This is a genomic window from Arthrobacter sp. R-11, from assembly GCF_049913155.1.
Classification (GTDB): Bacteria; Actinomycetota; Actinomycetes; order Actinomycetales; family Micrococcaceae; genus Arthrobacter.
This window is the reverse complement of the sequence record NZ_CP183979.1, coordinates 3,631,700-3,648,631: the sequence shown is the minus strand read 5'-3', so window position 1 is coordinate 3,648,631 and position 16,932 is coordinate 3,631,700. Positions and strand designations below refer to the sequence as shown.

The 16,932-nt window shown below is 66.3% G+C and carries 13 protein-coding genes; 5 read left to right on the top strand and 8 right to left on the bottom strand.

The genetic code is table 11. From position 1 onward, the window contains the following. Positions 1 to 2 precede the first annotated feature (2 nt). Entirely contained in the window at positions 3 to 1,424 is a 1,422-nt protein-coding gene (locus ACN9M4_RS16575) for an NAD-dependent malic enzyme (RefSeq protein ID WP_426299774.1), read from the bottom strand. Positions 1,425 to 1,632: 208 nt separating this feature from the next. On the opposite strand from ACN9M4_RS16575, the gene ACN9M4_RS16570 reads away from it, so the two are divergent. After that, positions 1,633 to 2,388: an IclR family transcriptional regulator gene (locus tag ACN9M4_RS16570; RefSeq protein ID WP_426299772.1), complete on the top strand. Its 756-nt coding sequence runs from the start codon at positions 1,633 to 1,635 to the stop codon at positions 2,386 to 2,388. Positions 2,389 to 2,479: 91 nt separating this feature from the next. On the opposite strand, the gene ACN9M4_RS16565 is transcribed toward ACN9M4_RS16570, so the two are convergent. From ACN9M4_RS16565 to pucL, 4 genes are all read right to left on the bottom strand, one after another. Beyond that, positions 2,480 to 4,021 (bottom strand): NCS1 family nucleobase:cation symporter-1, encoded by a 1,542-nt coding sequence (locus ACN9M4_RS16565; RefSeq protein WP_426299770.1) that lies wholly within the window; start codon positions 4,019 to 4,021, stop codon positions 2,480 to 2,482. Between the two features lie 123 nt (positions 4,022 to 4,144). Continuing rightward, entirely contained in the window at positions 4,145 to 4,963 is an 819-nt protein-coding gene (locus tag ACN9M4_RS16560) for a MurR/RpiR family transcriptional regulator (RefSeq protein WP_426299768.1), read from the bottom strand. A gap of 94 nt (positions 4,964 to 5,057) precedes the next feature. Continuing rightward, entirely contained in the window at positions 5,058 to 6,542 is a 1,485-nt protein-coding gene (locus tag ACN9M4_RS16555) for a nucleobase:cation symporter-2 family protein (protein ID WP_426299766.1), read from the bottom strand. 180 nt (positions 6,543 to 6,722) lie between these two features. Then, the gene (pucL, locus tag ACN9M4_RS16550) at positions 6,723 to 7,634 is read right to left on the bottom strand and encodes a factor-independent urate hydroxylase (protein WP_426299764.1); all 912 of its coding nucleotides are present in this window, start codon (positions 7,632 to 7,634) and stop codon (positions 6,723 to 6,725) included. Between the two features lie 397 nt (positions 7,635 to 8,031). Here pucL and ACN9M4_RS16545 point away from each other — a divergent pair, with 397 nt between their 5' ends. After that, positions 8,032 to 8,208, top strand: coding sequence for a hypothetical protein (locus ACN9M4_RS16545; protein ID WP_426299762.1), 177 nt, complete (start codon positions 8,032 to 8,034; stop codon positions 8,206 to 8,208). A gap of 126 nt (positions 8,209 to 8,334) precedes the next feature. Here the strand turns inward: ACN9M4_RS16545 and ACN9M4_RS16540 are convergent, their stop codons facing one another. Further along, a complete protein-coding gene (locus tag ACN9M4_RS16540) occupies positions 8,335 to 8,775 on the bottom strand; it encodes an SRPBCC family protein (protein ID WP_426299760.1) in 441 nt (146 codons plus the stop codon). Positions 8,776 to 8,784: 9 nt separating this feature from the next. After that, positions 8,785 to 9,174, bottom strand: a complete 390-nt coding sequence (locus tag ACN9M4_RS16535; protein ID WP_426299758.1) for a hypothetical protein — start codon at positions 9,172 to 9,174, stop codon at positions 8,785 to 8,787. 150 nt (positions 9,175 to 9,324) lie between these two features. Here ACN9M4_RS16535 and ACN9M4_RS16530 point away from each other — a divergent pair, with 150 nt between their 5' ends. Further along, the gene (locus tag ACN9M4_RS16530) at positions 9,325 to 12,996 is read left to right on the top strand and encodes a BTAD domain-containing putative transcriptional regulator (RefSeq protein WP_426299756.1); all 3,672 of its coding nucleotides are present in this window, start codon (positions 9,325 to 9,327) and stop codon (positions 12,994 to 12,996) included. A 35-nt stretch (positions 12,997 to 13,031) separates the two neighbouring features. Here the strand turns inward: ACN9M4_RS16530 and ACN9M4_RS16525 are convergent, their stop codons facing one another. After that, positions 13,032 to 14,441: an 8-oxoguanine deaminase gene (locus tag ACN9M4_RS16525; RefSeq protein ID WP_426299754.1), complete on the bottom strand. Its 1,410-nt coding sequence runs from the start codon at positions 14,439 to 14,441 to the stop codon at positions 13,032 to 13,034. A gap of 357 nt (positions 14,442 to 14,798) precedes the next feature. Between ACN9M4_RS16525 and ACN9M4_RS16520 the strand changes: the two genes are divergently transcribed. Further along, positions 14,799 to 15,290 (top strand): nucleoside deaminase, encoded by a 492-nt coding sequence (locus ACN9M4_RS16520; protein WP_426299752.1) that lies wholly within the window; start codon positions 14,799 to 14,801, stop codon positions 15,288 to 15,290. 6 nt (positions 15,291 to 15,296) lie between these two features. After that, the gene (locus tag ACN9M4_RS16515; protein WP_426299750.1) at positions 15,297 to 16,838 is read left to right on the top strand and encodes an NCS2 family permease; all 1,542 of its coding nucleotides are present in this window, start codon (positions 15,297 to 15,299) and stop codon (positions 16,836 to 16,838) included. Positions 16,839 to 16,932 lie beyond the last annotated feature (94 nt).

Below are 16,932 nucleotides of genomic sequence, written 5' to 3'. Positions count from 1 at the left end.
TCCTAGTGGGCGCCGGCCGGAACGGCGGCAGTGGACTGGGCGGCGGCGTGTGCTGCGTTCGCAACGGCGGTTGCGACGTCGGCCGTCACGTGCGGGTCGAAAATGCTGGGAATAATGTAGCTCGCATTGAGCTCATCGTCAGCGACGCGCTTGGCGATGGCCTCGGCGGCGGCCACCAGCATGTCCGGGGTGATGTCGCTCGCCCCGGCGTCCAGGAGGCCGCGGAACAGGCCCGGGAAGGCCAGGACATTGTTGATCTGGTTCGGGAAGTCGCTGCGGCCGGTGGCCACGACGGCGGCGTGCTTGGAAGCGATGGTCGGGTCCACCTCGGGGGTGGGGTTGGCCATGGCGAAGACGATGGCGTCCTCGGCCATGGACGCGATCTGCGCTTCGCCCAGGATGTTCGGTGCGGAGACGCCGATGAACACGTCCGCACCCACGAGGGCTTCGTGGAGGGTGCCGGAGAATCCCTCTTCGTTGGTGTTTTCCGCGATCCAGGTGCGGTGCTGGTCGTTGTAGCTCTCACCGTGGTGGATGGCGCCGGAGCGGCCGGCGGCCACGATGTGCTGGGCGCCCTGGGCCTTGAGGAGCTGGATGATGGCGGAACCGGCGGCGCCCACGCCGGAGACGACGATCTTGACGTCTGCGATCTTCTTGTCCACTACGCGCAGGGCGTTGACGAGCGCTGCGAGGGTGACGATGGCGGTGCCGTGCTGGTCGTCGTGGAAGACGGGGATGTCGAGTTCTTCGCGCAGGCGTGCCTCGATTTCGAAGCAGCGGGGAGCGGCGATGTCCTCGAGGTTCACACCGCCGAAGACGGGAGCCAGGAGCTTGACGGTGCGGATGATTTCCTCGGTGTCCTGGGTGTCCAGGCAGACCGGCCAGGCATCCACGTTGGCGAACTGCTTGAAGAGGGCGGCCTTGCCCTCCATGACCGGCAGGGCGGCGGCGGGTCCGATGTTGCCCAGGCCCAGCACGGCGGAGCCATCGGTGACGACGGCGACCGTGTTGCGCTTGACCGTCAGGTTACGGGCCGCGGACGGATCCTCGGCGATGGCCAGGCAGACGCGTGCGACGCCGGGGGTGTAGGCGCGGGACAGATCGTCGCGGTTGCGCAGCGGCACCTTCGGGACCACTTCGAGCTTGCCGCCCAGGTGCATGAGGAAGGTACGGTCCGAGACGTGCTGGACCGTGACGCCGTCGAGCGCGTTCAGGGCCTTCTTGACCTCGTCGGCGTGCTCCTCGCCGGTGGTGTTGCACGTAACGTCGACGACGATCGTGTCGTGGTGGGACTCGGTGACGTCCAGTGCGGTGACGGCTGCGCCGGCGGCCGCGACGGCCGCTGCGATCTCACTGGTGGCAGTGAAGCTCGACGGTGCGGCGACGCGCAAGGTGATTGAGTTTCCGGGGCCCGGGTTCGCCATTGAATGTCCTCCTGTTGCGGGTCCTTACGGACCGGTGTGCCTCGCTAGTGTTTTCGTATTATGGATATTATTATCTACAAAGTGGAAACACAAGCTTTCTACTGAAGGTGACCGCAGGGGGCTTTGGTGCGGTATCTTGAAAACCTAAACAACTTTTTTCACGATGCGGATAAGAGTTGTCGGATTCCGAGCCATAGGAGACAACGGAATGGCTGAAAAGCCCTCGGGAGGCGTGCAGTCCGTCGAGCGCGTCTTCGAACTGCTGGAACTGATCACGGATGCCGGCGGTGACGTTACGCTCAGCGAACTGTCGTCGTCGACCGATCTTCCGCTGCCCACCATCCACCGCCTGCTGCGTACCCTCGTGGCGCTGGGCTATATCCGGCAGCTTCCCAACCGCCGCTACGCCCTGGGGCCGCGGCTGATCCGGCTTGGCGACGGCGCCAACAAGCAACTCGGCGCACTGGCGCGTCCGCAGCTGAAGTCGCTGGTGGACCGCCTGGGTGAAACCTCGAACATGGCCGTGCTGGATTCGGACATGGTCATTTACGTCGCACAGGTTCCCTCGCCGCACTCCATGCGCATGTTCACCGAGGTGGGCCGCCGCGCCCACACCCATGACACCGGCGTCGGCAAGGCGATCCTGGCGCAACTGGATGACGAGGTGGTCCGCGGGATCGTGGCCCGCACGGGTATGCCCACGCCCACCGCGAAGAGCATCGGCGACATCGATGCGCTGCTGCATGACCTCAAGCTCATCCGGGAACGCGGCTACTCGATCGACGAAGAAGAGCAGGAGCTCGGAGTGCGGTGCTTCGCCATGGCCGTTCCCAATGCTCCGACGCCCACGGCCATCTCCGTCTCCGGTCCGGTCACCCGCGTGGACCAGGGCTTCGGCGAGCGTGCCGTGCCCATGCTTCGCGAAGCGGCCCAGGCGATTTCCGTGGAGCTGAACCGGAACTGAGCACCTAAGCGCAGCTAACCCGGCGCGAACGTACAGTTGGGGCCCTGGAATCCGCGGATCCGGGGCCCCAGCTGTACGCTCGGCCATTTGCCTAGGCCTCGGGGAGGGCTCCGTCGTTGACCTCGCCGCCGTCGTGGTCGATGTTGATCATCGGCGAGCTCTTCTCGAGCCGGCGGAAGACCACCAGGCCCAGGCCGCAGCCGATGAACCAGCTGTAGTTGCCCAGCCAGGTGGCATCCACGCCGGTGGCGCCGGTGTCGAGGAGCAGCTTGGGAATGATGACCGAGGCGATGGACACGGCGCCGCTGATGGCCACTGCCTTGATGGCATTGGGGTTGTAGCCGTTCCTGAACCAGTATTTGCCGGCCGGATCCATGGTGTACATCTCGTCCACCCAGACCTTCTGCCGGCTGACCAGGTAGTACCCGGCGATCAGGATGCCGAACAGCGGGCCGATGAGTGCGCCCAGGATGCCCAGCGAGTAGTGGATGGCCGTGGCGTTGCTGTACCAGTTCCACGGGAGCAGGATCACGGAGCCGACGGCGGCGATCATGCCGCCCGTGCGCCAGCTGATCCGGTGCGGGGCCACGTTGGAGAAATCGAACGCCGGTGAGATGAAGTTGGCCACGATGTTGATGCCCACGGTGGCGGTGACGAAGGTCAGGCCGCCCAGCAGGATGGCGAACGGGGTGTCGATCCGCTCCACGGTGTGGATGGGGTCCGTGAGGAGCTCGCCGAAGACCGGAACGGTGGCCGACGCCGTGATGACAGTCAGCAGCGAGAAGAACAGGAAGTTGACCGGCAGGCCGAGCAGGTTGCCCTTCTTGACTGCCTTGAACGAGCTGCCGTAGCGGGCGAAATCGCCGAAGTTCAGCATGGGGCCGGAGAAGTAGGACACCACGATCGCGATCGCGCTGAGCATCACCGGGATGGAGGACCAGAAGTCCAGCGGTTCGCCCACGGAGAGGTCCAGGCTGATCTTGTCCCAGCCCGCCTGGGACACCAGGTAGATGGCCAGGACGATCATGACGACGTAGACGGCGGGGCCGGCGAAGTCGATGAACTTGCGGATGGTTTCCATGCCGTTCCAGAACACCGCGGCCTGCGCCACCCAGAGGATCGCATAGGAGATCCAGCCGAGGGCTGACAGGCCCAGGAAGGAGTACTCAGTGGCGAGGGCGTGGGTGGCGGGGATGAACTTCAAGAAGATGATGTTCAGCGACTCGGCGGCCAGAAAGGTCTGCACGCCGTACCAGGCGATGGCGATAAGGCCGCGGATGACCGCCGGGATGTTCGCGCCCTTGACGCCGAAGATCGCGCGGTTGATCACGGGGTAGGGGACGCCGGTCTTCTGGCTCGGCTTGGCCACCAGGTTGGTGAACACCTGCACGATCACGATGCCGATGATCAGCGACAGGAGCACCTGCCAGCTCGCAATTCCCAGGGCGAAGAGGCTGCCGGCGGTGACGTAGCCGCCCACGCTGTGCACGTCGGACATCCAGAAGGCGAAGATGTTGTAGGCGCCCCAGCCCTGCTTCTCCAGCGGGACGAGGTCCTTGTTGGCGAGGCGGTGGTCATACCCGGGCTTGACGGCGCCGGCGTCGGTGCCGGCCGCGGTCACAAGTTCAGCCATGTTGCTCCTCAGGGGTAGGTTCACGGCCGGACCGACCGTTTCATAAACCCAAGTTTGTGGAACGGATGTTACACCGCTGTTTCTGCCTGAAGAAGACCTTGTGTATTACGGGATCGCCGCGGTTCAGGACTCCAGTTCGCCCAGGGCGCTGAAGATGCCTGTCGCCTCCCGGATCCGGTCCCGGCCGGCTTTCGTGCGCACCGCGAGCACCCCGTTGGCGAGCACGCTCATGAGGCTCATGGCCGAGGCGTAGCTGTCGAAGGCCGACACGCTGTCCACCGGGCATTCAAGCCAGATGTCCGCCTGGGACGCAAAGCGGCGGGCGCTTGGATCGCCGATCAGCACCGTGGTGGCGCCGCCTGCGGCAGCCGCCTCGAGGACGGCCGCGAAGGCCGCCGGCCGCCGTCGGAATCCCAGCAGCAGGACGACGTCGTCCGTTCCGTACCCGGCCAGTTCCTCACCGATGCTTTGGCCCGGCTGCGGGGCGGCGGCCACGCTCGCGCGGCATTGCAGCAACTGCTGGCGCAGGTGCAGCGCGAGCGGAAAGCTGTTGCGGAAGCCGATCAGCAGCAGCTGCCTGGCGGAGGCCAGCGCCTCCGCGGCAGCGGTGAGCTGGCCGGCGTCGAGCTGTTCGAAGGTGCGGCGCAGGTTCTCCAGCTCATGGGCCAGGTGCGCGGCGACGTCGCCCTCTTCATGGGCGGCCACGGGGACCCCGGTGGCGCGCAGGGTCCGGGTGTGCTCCTTGACCTCGTTGAAGTCCGCGAAGCCGAGCCGGCGGAACAGCCGGCTCATGGTCGCCTTGGAAACTCCGCTGAGGCGGGAGAGTTCGGCGGCGTTGTACATGGCGAGATCGCCCAGATGGTCCAGGAGGGTGTCAGCCGCCTTCTGTTCCTGCGGCCCCAGCTCGGGGTAATGCCGCCCGATGCGCTCGTCGATCCTCATGAAACAACCGTCTCACGAAGCGAGCCGCCGGACACGCTGGTGTCCGGCGGCTCTTACCATTCAATACTGAAGCTTCGTCGTTGAAACCTCCTTCTTAGTGGTCGGCGGATGTTTTGATGGGGACCTCGTTGCCGTCGGCATCGATCAGTTTGCCGTTTTCGAAACGGTCGCCGTGCGCCAGGCAGGCGAGGTCGGCTTCGGTTACCACGCGTGCCGTACCGGCCACGAACACCGACTGGTTGTCGGAGTTGCCCTTCTTGAAGTGGTTGAAGAGCACGTTCAGCAGGATGGCCATCACGGCCGCGGAGCTGATGCCGGAGTGGAAGATCGTGGAGAACCAGGACGGGAAGTGGTCGTAGAACTTGGGGGCGGCGATCGGGATCATGCCGAAGCCGATGGATGCCGCCACCACGATCAGGTTCATGTTGTTGCGGTATTCCACCTTGGCCAGGGTGCGGATGCCGCTGGCTGCCACGGTGCCGAAGAGCACGACGCCGGCCCCGCCAAGTACGGGGGTCGGGACCGCCGCGACCACCCGGCCGAGGACGGGCAGGAGGCCGAGGATTACCAGGATGAGGCCGCCGGCGCTGACCACGAAGCGGCTCTTGACGCCGGTGATCGCCACGAGCCCGACGTTCTGGGCGAAGGCGCTCTGCGTGAAGGAGTTGAAGATCGGCGAAATGGCGCTGGAGAGCATGTCCGCGCGCAGGCCGTTGCCGATGCGCTTGGAGTCCACCTTGGTGTCAACGATTTCACCGACGGCGATGATGTCCGCCGAGGTTTCGGTCAGCGTGACCAGGATGACGATCAGCATCGAGACGATCGACGCGATTTCGAAGGTGGGCATGCCGAAGGCGAAGGGGGTGGGGAAGGCGACGATGTCGCCCTGGCCCACCTTGGAAAAGTCAGCCATGCCCGTGACGGCTGCGATGACGGTGCCGATGATCATGGCCAGCAGGATCGACAGCCGCGAGATCGCGGCGTTGCCCACCTTGCTCAGCAGCAGCACAACGGCGGTGGTGGCGGCGGCGAGGCCGATGTTCGCCACGCTGCCGTAGTTGTCGGCCTTGGCGTTTCCGCCCATCGCCCAGTTGGCTGCCACCGGCATCAGGGTCAGGCCGATCGTCGTGATCACCGTGCCGGTGACCACCGGCGGGAAGAATCTGATGATCTTCGCGAACAGGGGAGTGATGGCCAGGCCGATCAGCGAGGCCACGATGACCGAGCCGAAGACCGCCTGGATGCCGCCGCCGCCGTTGACGATCGCCACCATCGTGGACACGCCGGCAAAGGAGACGCCCTGGACGAGGGGCAGCTGAGAGCCGAAGAAGGGGATGCCCACGGTCTGGAGGATGGTGGCGAGCCCGCCGACGAAGAGACAGGCGGCGATCAGCAGGCCGATGTCCTGCGAGGACATTCCGGCGGCCGCGCCAATGATGAGGGGCGGGGCGATGATTCCGCCGTACATGGTCAGGACGTGCTGGAATCCGTAGGCGAAGGAGCTGCCGATGGAAAGGCGTTGGTCTTCGGGCCGGGTGCTGGGGCTCCCTGCGGGACGGGTTTTCTTCTTGGTGTTCATGGCAGACTTCCTGATTTGGGGCAGACACCTTGATCTGGCTGATATGTCTGGCTAACAATCCGAGCCGAAGAACGGCTTTTGGCTATGGCCTGGGGTCTTTTGGGTATGGCTGAGGCCGGGGTGGCCGGAACCAGGTGCTGTTCAGCCCTGGCGCCGGCCAACCCGGAAACGGAGAAAGGTTTAGCAGAAGCCGGCGATGCCGTCCCAGGCGTTGCCCGGATCGGAGATCAGGTCGCGCTCGAAGTTGGCTTCGATGAGCCCGTACGGGCGGTCCGCCGCGAAGAACACTTCGTTCGGGTTGTCCAGGCCGAAGGGGCTCAGGTCCACCACGAAGTGGTGCTTGTTGGGGGTGGAGAAGCGGAGCTCGTCGATCTCAGGGTGGGCGTCCAGGACCTTCTGGGCCATCTGGTACAGGGTCTCCTGCAGGGCCTTGGAGTACTGCTCGGAGAAGCCTTCCAGCAGGAGCGCCTTCACGGATTCGTACGCGGCGTTGTAGTCGATCCTGCCTTCTGCGACGGCGTCGTTGTTGTAGCGCCAGCGGGCAGAAACAGCGGTGGCCAGGATGCGGTCCGAAGTTTCCTGCAGGGTGGTGTACTTGTCCTTCGGGTAGCCCTCGAAGCCCGACTGGGTGGACTTCAGCACCGTGAGGTCGCTCAGGCCGGAGATGACGTAGGTGGAATTGCCTTCGCGGACCACCACGGCATTGCGTACTTCCTGGCCCTTGCGGACGAAGGAGTGGTTGTGCTCCTTGCCGTTGGCGATGATGCGCTCCCAGGCATACTGTTCGGCTTCCCAGCGGCCGCCGGTCACCCAGTCGAATTCGCGGGTGAAGTGGTCCGCCAGGCGGAGCAGGAACTGTTCCGGGGAGCCGATGCCGTCGCGGGCGAAGGCATAGACCGTGTTCTTCTGGGTGTCGGTGGGAACCACGCGGCCGTTGTCGCCCTCGAAATGGGCAGCGCTGAAGTCGCCGCGCAGCTGGGAAGTAACGTTGAGGTCTTCGATCTCGTGGCGGTCGGTGTCGCGGGTGATTTTGACGACGCGGTTTTCCGCCTTGCCGTACTGGTTCTTGCCGAGGACGATCTTGCTGCTCATGGTCTGTCTCAACTTTCCTGGTGGGCGGGGCCCGTCCACCGTGGTGTCGTGCGCCGTGCGGCGCCTGTTATGGCGGACGCCGGCAACAAAAAAGAGCCAGCATCCATTGATGCCAGCTCATTACGACCCTGCCTGCTGCTCCCAGGTTTCGTGACCTGAGTCACGAGTTGCTGAAAAGACTAGCGCGGGATTCCGGTCTTGTGAAGGGGGTCACGCGATCGCCTGCAACTTTCCGAATATGACCGGACGGGACATCGCCGGCCGCGGGCGGCTCTTGACGCGGCAGGGGAAGCTGCCTACGCTTTCCACATAACAATAAAAGTTTTCCGAAGTACGGAAAATTACGTACGGAAAATGAAGTACGGAAAATTTATGGACTACGAATGAGGAGGAACAGATGGACCAGCAGGAGAACAAGAACGTCGTGGATTTCCCGGCCCCCGGCCAGGAGCTGTACCTGCCGTTCGGCTCCACGGACCCGGACTTCTACATTCCGGCCGACTGCGACCGTACCTCCAGCGGATTTTCCCGCTGGCTCCGTGCGCTCCCGGTGTTCGGCCGGCAACGTCCCTGAAGTCCTGCCTTCGGGAGACGTAAGGACTCTGCGCAACAGAGCCATGAAGCGGGCGGCATCTGGGGAGGTGCCGCCCGCTTTTCCATCTGCTGCGGAGTCCGCGCCAGTGGCTAGCAAGTGCGGGGCTCAATGGCCGGCGGTCTCGAGAACCCTCTTGAGGTTGGTGAGAAAGCCCGCGTTGCGCCTGCGCATCATCCCGCCGGTAAACGGCGTCATGATCCTCAGCATCCCGTGTGGCTCCATGTCGAGACGACGGGTGATCCGCGAGCCGCCGCCGTCGGGCTCCACGGTGAGAGTCAGGACCGGCTCGAACTTGCCCATCTGCGATGTGAGCACGACCCGGCGCGGGGGCTCGTACACAGTGACGGTGCCCGTCCCTTCGGACAGCCCCATGAACGGCTTGAACCGGGTCCGGAAAGTGGCGCCGGCCGTGGTCGATCCCGGCCCTGCGTACTCCGCCTCGAGGATGTCGGTGTGCCACTGCGGGTCGTTGCGTATGTCGGACACGAAAGCGAACACTTCCTCAGCGGGCCGGTCGATCCATTCGCTGCTCTCAAAGCTGATCATCACCCCTCCTTAACGGACCGTGCTGCGGGTGAAGCCCGCCAGGTGTTCCGGAAGGTATCGCTCGGGGACGTGCGGGTCGGACCATGGCTCCAGGAGTTCGGCGAGCCGCGGCGACTTCTCGCCGTAATACTGCTCGAGCTCGGTCGTGTCCATCCAATCCACGCCACCTGAGAGGTGCTTGCTGATCAGCTCCATGTGGGTCGCCATCGAGTCTGCATCCGGGTGGACCTGGACGCAGGTTACGCGGCGGGTGTCCTCGTCGATGTAGAAGTTGAACGAAATGAGCCGCGGCTCGTTGATCTCGACAAACTCGGTGTGCTCAGCCAGGTACTTCCTCGCTTCCTCGACCCTGCCTTCCTTGATCGTCCAATTGCCGACGTATGCGAATGTTCCGGTCATGGTGTCTCTCCTTTGCTTTCTTGTTGGGTGTCCTCTATGGGCTTTTCTCCATGCTCTGCCCTGCCGCTAACGCCTCGCTAAAGCCGGATCCGGCCGGGATCCGGCGGTGCTAAATTGGTGCACGGGAGAATCTGGCGAAGGCGGCTGTCGGTGGAATTCCGCATCCTCGGGCCGATGGAGGTTCGCGAAGGGACCCGGCGCCTCGACGTACCGGGCGGACGCGCCCGTGCCCTCCTCGCGATGCTGGTCCTGCATGCGGACGACGCCGTCCCTTCCGAGCGTCTTGTCGACGAGCTGTGGGGCGAGCAGCCCCCTCCCACCGCGAACACTGTCGTGCAGATGCATGTCTTGAAACTGCGCAAGCTGCTCGAGCCTGACCGCGAAGCCCCCGGACGCCCGTCGCTGTTGGTCACCCAGGGAAGCGGCTACCGGCTGGCAATTGATCCGGGGGACGTTGACGCCGGCCGCTTCAAGCAGCTCCTCGACCAGGCCGCCGGCCAGCCGGCGGAGCCGCGCTCCAGACTCCTCGCGAAGGCACTGGCGCTCTGGCGCGGCCCGGCACTAGTCGACTTCACTTTCCATCCGTTCGCCCAGGGCACCATCGCCGCCTTGGAAGAATTGAGGCTGTCCGCGCTCGAGGCGCGCATCGAGGCAGACCTCGAGATCGGCCGGGAGCACGGCTTGGTCACCGAGCTCGACCAACTCGTCGCCGAGCACCCCTTCCGGGAGCGACTGCGTGGCCTGCAGATGCTCGCCCTTTACCATGCGGGTCGCCAGGCCGATGCACTCGCGGCGTACCGTGCCGCCCGGGACCTGCTCGTGGACGAGCTGGGCATCGAGCCCGGTCCCGATCTGCGCGAGATCGAGGCCGCGGTGCTCCGCCAGGACCCCTCACTCAGGGGGCTGCCCCCGACACGGGCCCTGACCGAGGGCTGGCTGCCTCACGAGCGCCGCATGGTCACGGTGGTCGGTCTCGAGATCGTGCCTGCGGCGGACGACGCCATGGACGCCGAAGCCCTGGCTGCAGCCGGTGCGCGTGCCAACGAGGTTGCCGCTGCGGTGCTGCACACTTATGGCGCACGCGTGGAGCAGGTCGTGGGTGGCCTGATGGTCGCGTTCTTCGGGTTTCCGGTGGCGCACGAGGACGACGCCGTGCGAGCGGTGCGTGCCGCCGTCGAGGTCTGCGACCGGGTCGCGACTGTCGACGAGCCGCTCGTTCGCCATGCCGCGCGGGTCGTCGTCGAGACCGGCGACATCGTGGTCAGTGGATCGGGCGGGTCGCTTGCGGACATGGTGTCGGGCCCGGCGGTCACCTCCGCATTCCGGCTCCAGCGACTCGTACGCGACAGTGACGTCGTCGTGGGCCCGCGCACCCTGCAGCTCGTTCGCGGCGCGGCCGTTGCAGTACCCGTGCCAGGTGCGTCCGCAGCGTGGCGGGTCATCGGGATGATGGACGACTCCCACGGCAGGCTCCGCTTTGACTCCGCGATCGTGGGACGGGCGGAGGAGTTGGTCAGGATCCGTGCTGCATTCCAGGCGGCCGGCCGGGCCGGTGTGCCGAGGCGCTTCACGGTGGTGGGCGAGGCCGGCGTCGGCAAGACCCGGCTCGCCGCAGCCTTCGCCGACAGCGTCAATGGCGGAGCCTTGGTCGCCTGGGGGCGCTGTGCGTCGTACGGCGAAGGCATCACGTTCCTGCCGCTCCGCGAGGCTCTCCTCGACGCGGCCGGCGACCGTGGGTGGCCGGCGCTGGCCGAGCTTGTGCCAGAGGACTCCGCGGTAGTGGCCACCGGTCTGGGTCTGGCCGCAGGTACGGACAATGTGCCCGCCATGTTGCGTGCAACGGTGCGGCTGCTGGATGCACTCTCCGCCAGGCAACCCCTGCTGCTGGTGCTCGACGACCTGCACTGGGCCGAGCCGACACTGCTCGACCTGATCGACCAGGCCGTCGGCTCCGGGAAAGGCCGGCTGTTCGTGCTCTGTCTCGGGCGCCCCGAACTGCTGGACCAACGCCCCGAGTGGACCGACGCGCTATTTCTTGAGCCGCTTCCCGCCGATGACGTGGCGGTGTTGCTGCGGGGCCGCGCACCCGGGATCGACGATGAGGCCGTCACGGCCATAGTCGACCGCGCCCGCGGGAATCCGCTGTTCGCCGAACAACTCCTCGCGGCGCAGGAGGAGGCGGACCTTGACGCACTCCCGGCGTCACTCCGGGCTCTCCTCGCGGCGCGTCTGGACCGGCTCGGTCCCGGCGAGCGGGACCTGCTAAGAGTCGCGGCGGTGGTCGGTGACGACTGTAGTCGCGACGCGCTGGCGGCGCTGTTACCGGACGGCGCTAAGGCCTACGTCGAGCGGCATCTCTCCACTCTCGAGCGCCGGCGCCTGCTGACGAGCGGGAACAATAGCGTGGTCCGCTTCGGACACGTGCTTATCCGCCTCGCGGCCTACCGCTCCATGACGCACCCGGACCGCGCCGCGCTGCATCGACGCTACGCCGAATGGCTCGTGGACGAGGCGCCGCAGCAGCCACCCGAGCTCGACGAGATCGTGGGCTACCACCTGGAGCAGGCGGTACTCAGCCTTCGAACCATCGGCGCCGGCGACGATGCCCTGGCGGCCCAGGCGGTTGCGCACCTTTCCCGCGCAGGAGAACGCGCCGTCGCCAGATCCGATCAGACCGCGGCCCAGAACCTCCTGTCCCGGGCGCGGGCAATGATGGCCAGCGACGACTCTGCGCGTGCGACGCTCACCCAGGGCCTCGCCGAGGTCGATCTCGTGCTCGGCCGGTTCGCAGAGGCACAGCAGCTTCTGCTCGAGTTGGCCCAGCGTGCCGCCGACGCGGGCGACGAGGCTGCCGCACGGGCGGCCCGGCTCGAGCACGCCCGCATCCAGTTCATCGTCGGTCCGGATCCGGTGCCGTTGTCGTCGATCGAGCGGGAAGCCGCCGAGGCGGAGTCATTTTTTTCCGCACGCGACGACGACGGCGGCCGCTGCCGCGCGGTCTTTCTGGAAGCCTGTGTCCAGGTGAGGCAGGGCCGCCTCATCGAGGCGGAGCGGGCTTTCCGGGCTAATATCGAGCTCGCAGACCGGGCGGACAGCATTCGGGAACAAATGGCGAACCGCTGGATGCTCGCAGAGGTGCTCGCCAACGGTCCGGTACCGGCTCGCCAGTGCCTGTCCGAGATCGAGGCCATCGCTCTGCCGGGTATTGAGCACCCCGGATTGCTGATCCACGCGGGCGTCCTGCGCGCAATGGAGCGCCGCTTCGACGAGGGCCGGGAGCTGCTCGACCGAGCCCAGCGGGCTGTGCAGGAAACCCTGCACGCGCCGCGCCTCCTCATGTTCGTGGCCGCGGCCCGCGGAGCGGCCGAGCTCCTCGCCGGCAACCTCCACACCGCCGAGGCGGCCCTGCGGACCTGGCTCGACAATGCCAGACGTACCGGCGAGCGGGAAAACCTGCCGGCAGCTGCTGCCCGGCTCTCGCTGCTACTGCACGAGATGGAGCGCCTCGACGAGGCTGCCGAGCTGGCCGCACTGGCAACCGCGACCGCACCTGCCGAGGGTGTCGAGGCACAGGCCCTCTCGGCAGCGGCGTCCGCGATGGTCGCGGCCTCGAGAGACCCGGACAGGGCACTTGACCTTGCCCTCGAGGCACTTCGCTGGGCGCCGGCCGAGATGCCGAACCTGCGCGGCGACGTGCACCGTACCGTGGCCGGCGTATGCTCCGCCCGCGGCGACCGTGCCAGGGGTGACGCCGCTCTTGCGGAAGCTGCGCGCTGCTATCGGGCCAAGGGAAACCTGGCCGCAGTGGCTCGTCTGCGCTGAAGCATCATCTGGCTCACCGCTTTCGGAGTCACACCCTAGCCGGCAATGAGCTTCCGCGCCGCCGCTGAGTGCCTTGCCATCAGCTCAGGTACGTCCAGCTCCGGTATAGCGCCGTCAATCACCCGCCACCTGCCGCCCACCATCACGCGGTCGGCCCGGTCCGCGCCGCACAGCAGCAGTGCGGCTACCGGATCATGGCTGCCGGAGAACCGCAGTTCGTCCAGTGTGAACATGGCCAGGTCCGCCTGCAGCCCCGGCGCCAGCTGCCCGATGTCCGAGCGGCCCAGCACTGCCGCCGATCCCCGCGTCGCCCACCCGAGGGCCCGCTCCACCGGAACGTCCGCGCCGTAGCGCAGCCGCTGCAGGTACAGTGCCTGCCTGGCCTCGAGGATCATGTTCGAGGCGTCGTTGGAGGCCGATCCGTCCACGCCCAAGCCCACCGGGACCCCGGCGTCCTCGAGTTCCAGCACACGTGCGGTGCCGGACGCGAGCCGCATGTTCGACGTCGGGCAGTGCGCGACGGCGGTGCCCGCGGCTCCCAGCCGGGCGATCTCGCCGTCGTCGAAATGGATGCCGTGGCCCAGCCAGGTGCGGCTGCCCAGCCAGCCGACGCTCTCCAGGTAGTCCACGGTGCGCAGGCCGAACATCTCACGGCAGAAGTCCTCCTCATCGAGGGTCTCGGCCAGATGCGTGTGCAGGCGGACGCCGTGCTTCTCGGCCAGGGCCGCGCTCTCGACCATGATCTCCTTGGTGACCGAGAACGGCGAACACGGAGCCAGCGCAATCTGGATCACGGCGCCCTCCCCGGGCTCGTGGTATTCGCGGATCAGCCGTTCGCTGTCGGCCAGGATCGCGTCCGGGCGCTGGACGGTGGACCGCGGCGGCAGCCCGCCGTCGTCCTCGCCCAGGGTCATGGAACCGCGGGTGAGGGTTGCCCGCATGCCCATCCGCCGCACCACGGCGGCTTCGATGTCGATGGCGTCCTGCACGCCGGCCGGGAACAGGTAGTGGTGGTCCGCCGAGGTGGTGCAGCCGGAGAGCAGCAGCTCGGCAAGGGCCACCTCGACGGCGGGTTCCAGGCTTTCGGGGGTCAGCCGCGCCCAGACGGGGTAGAGGTTCTGCAGCCAGGGGAACAGGGGCGCGTTGGCCACCGGCCCCCAGGCGCGGGTGAGGGTCTGGTAGAAGTGGTGGTGCGTGTTGACCAGGCCCGGCAGCAGGACGTGCCGGCCGGCGTCGAAGGCCTCATCGCACGGAGCGGACGGCTGCCCGCCGGCGGGCACGAGCTCGGCGATTCTTCCTTCGCTGACCACCAGCCCGCCGCCGGCGTCGAGGCCGTTCGCGGTGAACGCGGCGAGGGGATTCTTGATCCAAAGCCTGGGCGCGGCAGGGGCGCCGGTTGCGGCAGCTCCGGAGGGAGCAGGGATTCCGGGCGGGACATTGGCCATGAGGGCCTCCTTTGGCTGTTTGCGGAATGCTAGCCAGCTCAGTTAGGCCCTGTCTGCTGATCCAGGTATGGCGCCAGCGTACGGTCGGCTGCGATCGGGGTCAATGTGGCCGGTCGTGAACCCCACGAAACACAGATTTCACATGACGAAATTAAATTTCCAGAAACCTATGGCGCGGCTCACAACGCGGTGCTAATCTCTAACTGCCAAAGGCGGGCACCCGGATCCCGGGAAGCTATCTACCAGGCGCAACTCAACCTTCATCGCAAATGCTGAAGCCTGGTAACCGCAGCACAGTTCTGTCCCCCAAGGTGTTTCCCGGTCACCAGCGCTTCCTCAGCAAAAGGAAGTCGCACAATGAGTACAACCGTCACGGCCGAAAAGTTCCTGGCCACCTCCATCGAATTGGCAACTGCCAACGTCCTGAACAGCGGCGGGCCCTTCGGCGCCGTCATCGTCACCGCGGACGGCAGGGCCTTCGAAGGCGTCAACCGCGTCACCGCCAGCAACGATCCCACGGCCCACGCTGAAGTCACCGCCATCCGCAACGCCTGCCGCGAGCTCGGAACCTTCGATCTCAGCGGCGCCACCCTCTACACCAGCTGCGAACCATGCCCCATGTGCCTGGCCTCGGCCCTCTGGGCACGCATCGGGAACGTCGTGTTCGCTGCGGACCGGCACGATGCTGCCTCCGTCGGTTTCGACGACGCCGTCTTCTACGAGTACTTCGAGAACGATGACCGTGACCAGCTCATGCCGGTCCGGAAACTCGACCTCGCCCAGGGCGCCCCGGATATCCTCCAGCCGTTCAATACCTGGAACACCCTCGATTCCAGGATCGACTACTAGGACCCGGTGTCTGAAATGACAATCCTGGACAACTCCGCGGAAAAGCAAGCGGCTGCCAAGGCCGCCAAGAAAGCCGCCAAGGCGGCCAACCCGGCGCCGGTCCCCAACCCGGCGCCGCCCACCTCCTTCCTGGACGCCTTCTTCCAGATCACCAAGCGTGGCTCCACGCTGGCCCGCGAGTTCCGCGGCGGCGTGGTCACCTTCTTCACGATGGCCTACATCGTCATCCTCAACCCCCTGATCCTGGGCGGGTTCTCGGCAGCAAACGCCCCCGCCGACGTCGCCGGTGGCTGGCTGCCTGCAGTACAGGTGGGTGCCGTCACCGGGCTCACGGCCGGCGTCATGACCATTGTCTTCGGGCTCATCGCGAACCTCCCGTTCGGCCTCGCCGCGGGCCTGGGCATCAACTCCTTCCTGGCTGTGGCCGTGATCCACGAGGTGACCTGGCCCGAAGCCATGGGCCTGGTGGTCATCAACGGCATCCTGATCGTGCTCTTCGGCATCACCGGGGCACGGACCGCGATTTTCAAGGCCGTGCCGAAGGAACTCAAGGCCGCCATCACGGTGGGCATCGGGCTCTTCATCGCCTTCATCGGCTTCGTGGACTCCGGCTTCATCCAGCGCACAGCCGGTGGACCGCCGGTGCAGCTGGGCACCGACGGATCCATCAGCACCATTCCCACGCTGGTGTTCATCGCGGGCCTGCTGGTCATGGGCATCCTGGTGGCGCGCAAGATCCAGGGCGGGCTGCTGATCGGGATCGTGGCCACCACGGTGCTGGCCGCCGTCGTGGAAGCCGTCATGCACATCGGCCCCGGCGGCAAGGACAACCCCGGCGGCTGGCACCTGAACACCCCGGTGCTCTCCGGGCAACTGGTGGCCCTTCCGGACCTGGGCCTCGTGGGCCAGTTCGATCTCTTCGGCTCCTTCGCACGGATTGGTGGCTTGGCGGCGACCATGCTGGTGTTCACCCTCGTGTTCACCAACTTCTTCGACGCCATGGGCACCATGACGGGCCTGGCCAAGAGCTCCGGCGTGGCGTACAAGGACGGCACGTTCCCCCGGCTGAAGTCGGCCTTCATCGTCGAAGGCATGGGGGCCGTGATGGGCGGGGCCACCTCCGGTTCGTCCAACACGGTGTACATCGATTCCGCCGCAGGCATCGGCGAAGGCGCCCGCACGGGCCTGGCCTCGGTGGTCACCGGCGTGCTGTTCCTGGGTTCGATGTTCTTCACCCCGCTGACCTCCGTAGTCCCCATCGAGGTTGCCGCCGCGGCCCTCGTGGTGGTCGGCGCGATGATGATGGCCCAGATCCGGGAGATCAACTTCACCAAGTTCTCGGTGGCGCTGCCCTCCTTCCTGACCATTGTCACCATGCCGCTGAGCTACTCGATCGCCAACGGCATCGGCGTCGGATTCGTCTCCTACGCCGTTGTGAGCGCCGCCTCCGGCCGGGCCCGGAAGGTCCATCCGCTCATGTGGGTGGTCACCGTGGGCTTCCTGGTCTACTTTGCGCGCGGCCCCATCAACACCCTGCTCGGCGTCTAGCCGGCGCGGGGCCTGCCCTGCCCCGCCTCCTTCCCAGAACCGGGGGGAAGAACAAGACTAGGGGCAGGATCGCGAACCGTTCCGGGCGGGGCCT

Coding starts and splice junctions, on each gene's coding strand:
- ACN9M4_RS16570 (WP_426299772.1), top strand. CDS start 1,633: ATGGCTGAAAAGCCCTCGGGAGGCGTGCAGTCCGTCGAGCGCGTCTTC.
- ACN9M4_RS16565 (WP_426299770.1), bottom strand. CDS start 4,021: ATGGCTGAACTTGTGACCGCGGCCGGCACCGACGCCGGCGCCGTCAAG.
- pucL (WP_426299764.1), bottom strand. CDS start 7,634: ATGAGCAGCAAGATCGTCCTCGGCAAGAACCAGTACGGCAAGGCGGAA.
- ACN9M4_RS16525 (WP_426299754.1), bottom strand. CDS start 14,441: ATGGCCAATGTCCCGCCCGGAATCCCTGCTCCCTCCGGAGCTGCCGCA.
- ACN9M4_RS16560 (WP_426299768.1), bottom strand. CDS start 4,963: ATGAGGATCGACGAGCGCATCGGGCGGCATTACCCCGAGCTGGGGCCG.
- ACN9M4_RS16545 (WP_426299762.1), top strand. CDS start 8,032: ATGGACCAGCAGGAGAACAAGAACGTCGTGGATTTCCCGGCCCCCGGC.
- ACN9M4_RS16535 (WP_426299758.1), bottom strand. CDS start 9,174: ATGACCGGAACATTCGCATACGTCGGCAATTGGACGATCAAGGAAGGC.
- ACN9M4_RS16540 (WP_426299760.1), bottom strand. CDS start 8,775: ATGATCAGCTTTGAGAGCAGCGAATGGATCGACCGGCCCGCTGAGGAA.
- ACN9M4_RS16520 (WP_426299752.1), top strand. CDS start 14,799: ATGAGTACAACCGTCACGGCCGAAAAGTTCCTGGCCACCTCCATCGAA.
- ACN9M4_RS16555 (WP_426299766.1), bottom strand. CDS start 6,542: ATGAACACCAAGAAGAAAACCCGTCCCGCAGGGAGCCCCAGCACCCGG.
- ACN9M4_RS16575 (WP_426299774.1), bottom strand. CDS start 1,424: ATGGCGAACCCGGGCCCCGGAAACTCAATCACCTTGCGCGTCGCCGCA.